Genomic DNA, 3,454 nt, shown 5'->3' with positions numbered 1-3,454 from the left:
GGTACCAGTCCGGCGTTATTTGCCTCTTCTGCGCGATTGATGAGGGCATAGTCTTCCGCGGTGCCCTCGGCCATCGTGCGGTAGGTCGCACGTGCTTGCGTGCTCATGGCCGGCTCCTCTCGACGCGTCCCCGATCAAGCGTAACCGTGGCGCGTTTCGGCCGCGCGTCGGACCGCGCTGAAAGCATTGCCGTTGAGGGCATTAGCGTGCTTACAGGTGGTATAGGGCTAGCCGGTTGCAGGCCAGGCGGAAAGCGCTTGCTCGGCAACGGCTTCCAGTTTGTCCCGGGTGAAGCCGGCTTTGGCTTGCACTGCCATGCCGTGCGTGACGGCATTCACCGAACGCTGCGAGGACATCGGGATCCGCGGTCGGAGGTAGGTCGCCCTCGCCGATGGCGACCGCCGCGCGCTGCAGCTTCGGCAGCACCGAGACGATGCGACGCGCGTTCACGCGAGTGGTCTCGATCGGGCCCAGCCAGTACCGGGACCGGTTTCCGATGTGCAGAGATGGCTATGCGGTAACTGCGGCGGCGATCGCCGCGGCGGAGCGGTCGATGTCCTCATCCGTCGTCGCCCAGTTTGAGATCGACACCCGCAACACGTATTCACCGTTCCATGTCGTCCCACCGAGCCAGCACGTCCCATCGCGCTGGATCGTGGAAACGGCAGCGCGGTTGGCATCGTCGCCGCCGGGCAGTCGGACCAGCACCTGGTTGAGAACGACGTCGTTGAGCACCTCGGCGCCGGGAATAGCGAGCAGCCGTTTGGCCATTCGCTGTGCCTGCGCACAATTGCGTTCGATCATCGCGGCGACGCCCGCGCGCCCCAGCGAACGAATCGCAGCGTAGACGGGGACCGCGCGGGCACGCCGAGAGCTCTCCGGAACGTAGTTCGTGTTGTCGCGCTGGCCGGGATCGGCGACCAGATAGGGACCGGCCAAGCTCATCGCGGCCATGTGAGCATCCGGGTCGGCGACGATCGCCATCGCGCCGTCGTAGGGCACGTTGAGCCATTTGTGGGCGTCGACGGCCCAAGAGTCCGCTCGCTCGACGTCGGCGGTGAGGCGCCGGGTGGCCGGTGCGGCGGCGGCCCACAGCCCGAATGCGCCGTCGACGTGCAACCAGGCGCCATGCTCCGCGCACACGTCGGCGATCGGCCCGAAGGCGTCGAACGCACCGGTGGCCACGTTGCCTGCCTGCGAGCACACGATCGTCGGTCCGCCGTTGTCGGCCAAGGCCTTTGCGAGCGCAACGGGGGCCATCCGGCCTTGCTCGTCGGCTGGTATGCGGATAGCTGTTTCCGAGCCGAGGCCCAGCAGCCGCAACGACGTGTAGACCGTGGCATGGGCCTGCTCGCCGCACAGGACGCGGACCGCGGGTGCGCCAATTAGCCCGTCGCGCTCGACATCCCAACCCGCGCGGGCGAGGACGGCATTCCGCGCCGCAGCCAGGCACGTGGTGTTGGCGCCCTGGCCACCGGTGACGAAGCCGACGCTTGCGGTTTCCGGCAATCCGAGCAACTCGAGAGTCCAGGCCGACGTGATCTCTTCGATGGCGGCCGCAGCAGGGGACAGGGAATGGAAGGCGGCGTTTTGGTCCCACGCCGACACCAGCCAGTCCGCGGCCAGCGCGGCGGGCAGCGCGCCGCCGATGACGAAGCCGAAATGGCGCGGTCCGGCGGTCCCGACCAGGCCGGGTTCGGCGCCTATGGCCAGCGCATCGACCACCGTCGCCGGGTCTTCGCCATGTTCTGGCAGCGGCCCGCCGAGGGCGTCGCGGACGGCCGCCGCATCGGAGCGGGCGGCTACGGTGCGGTCGTCGACTGTGGCAAGAAATGCCTCAGCGTGCTGGACGGCAGCGCGGAGGCCGGCGGTGCGGTCAGGCATGAGCCGACCCTACGTCACGACAGGTTGGTTGCGATCTCGTCGAGCGCGGCGATCGTCGGAAACAGCTTGGTCGCCCCCTGCCGGTGCCGTCGGTCGGGTCGATGACGGTTGCCTCGGCGGCGTGGACGTACCGCGAGGTCAGCGAACATCACACGCATGCATTTCGGCTTCAGCCAGGTCGCGTACGACATTGAGAAGATGACCGTGCCCATGTGCAGTGGTTACTGATAACCCTCCGTATTCGATTCCGCCGTATTCCCAGTCAGTTTCCCAGTCAGTAATGACGTGAGGCGAAGCGTGGGAGCTCGCGTGTTCGCGCCCGGGGGGGAGCGTTTGGCGCAGCGCCGGACCGGTTTCCGTCACGTGCATTAGGTCGAATCGCGTTATGTGGCAATAAGACATGGCAACTTCGACCTCCGTAATTGAGCATTACCGGCTGTGTGAGCTGACGAATTCCACTGGTGTAGCAGTCTGGATGGGGCGAAATGCTCACGGCTAATGAAGGTTATGAAGGCTCGTCTTCGGCGGGGGAGTCGTAGTTTGTGGCCACGTGGTGCAGGACTCGTTCGTTGAGGGTGGCGAGCCTGTCGAGCTCAGCCGGGGTAAGCAGGTCGATGAAGTTTCGGCGGACGTCCTCCACGTGCCTGGGTGCCGCCTTCTCGATGGCGGCGCGGCCGGTCTGTAGCAGGCAGACCAGGGTGCTGCGGGCGTCGTCGGGGTTGGGCTCGCGGCTGATCAGCCCGTCCTTCTGCATGCGCCGCAGCTGGTGGGAGAGACGGCTCTTCTCCCAGCCCAGTGCGTTGCACAGGTCGCGGGCGGGCATGCGGTCCCCGTCGAGAGCCGAGAGCACCGCAAGGACCTCGTAGTCGGCCCCGGATAGGCCCGATTCCTGCAGGCCCCGGTTCAGGTGCACGACGAGCTGATGATGCGCATGCATGAAGGCTCGCCATGCACGGTCTTCAGTTCAGCCAGTTCGGTTCCATCGGCCTCCATGCTACCCCGATTGGTTGACGCATCACCAATGCCTGCATATGGTTGAGGAATCAACATTTTCGATCGCCAACCAAGACGGGATACTTCATGAGCAGCATCAGCATCATCGGCCTGGGGAACATGGCCAGGGCCTTGGCCGACCGGGCGCTCGCAGGCGGCAACGCAGTCGAGGGGGATTGGATGGGCTGGACGCGCCCGGGCCGCGTCGAGGGCAACGCCAGCCCGGCCGGGCGATCGAATGATATCGATGATATTCCGAGGCCCTTTGGAGTGGCGGGGGACTCGCTGCGGGTCTGGAGCAGCGAGATGCTATGTCGCCAGTAGCCGTTGAGCAGGACTCGTTGAGCCCATGACGGCGGTCGCGGTCAACGAGATGTGATGCCGTTAGTCGGTTCGCGCCCGGAGAGCCGACGCATTTCCATTTCGCCGTAGTAGAAGTCCGCCGCGCTGGGTTCGTTCTTGCCCTCCTCGAACCCGTCCTAGTCTGGATCGAGACCGAACTGAGCCGCCCACGAACAGCCGCTTCAACCAAATCCCGCTGACTTCATGGTGACCGGGCGATCGTCGTCGCGACGGT

2 protein-coding genes and 2 pseudogenes are annotated in these 3,454 nt (G+C 65.8%); 1 reads left to right on the top strand and 3 read right to left on the bottom strand.

Annotation, left to right across the window (positions count from 1 at the left end):
• Nucleotides 1-510: 510 nt before the first annotated feature.
• From QOI01_RS25995 to QOI01_RS25985, 3 genes and pseudogenes are all read right to left on the bottom strand, one after another.
• The gene (locus QOI01_RS25995) at nt 511-1,884 is read right to left on the bottom strand and encodes a pyridoxal phosphate-dependent decarboxylase family protein (protein ID WP_526386045.1); all 1,374 of its coding nucleotides are present in this window, start codon (nt 1,882-1,884) and stop codon (nt 511-513) included.
• A gap of 14 nt (nt 1,885-1,898) precedes the next feature.
• A complete protein-coding gene (locus tag QOI01_RS25990) occupies nt 1,899-2,096 on the bottom strand; it encodes a hypothetical protein (RefSeq protein ID WP_526386044.1) in 198 nt (65 codons plus the stop codon).
• Between the two features lie 293 nt (nt 2,097-2,389).
• Nucleotides 2,390-2,867, bottom strand: a pseudogene (locus QOI01_RS25985) (MarR family winged helix-turn-helix transcriptional regulator).
• A gap of 97 nt (nt 2,868-2,964) precedes the next feature.
• On the opposite strand from QOI01_RS25985, the pseudogene QOI01_RS25980 reads away from it, so the two are divergent.
• Nucleotides 2,965-3,048: pseudogene (locus tag QOI01_RS25980) on the top strand (NADPH-dependent F420 reductase); the annotation flags it as partial.
• Nucleotides 3,049-3,454 lie beyond the last annotated feature (406 nt).

Origin of the sequence: Mycobacterium sp. (genome assembly GCF_032162605.1) — a bacterium.
GTDB lineage: Bacteria > Actinomycetota > Actinomycetes > Mycobacteriales > Mycobacteriaceae > Mycobacterium.
This window is presented reverse-complemented; position numbering and strand designations above follow the sequence as displayed.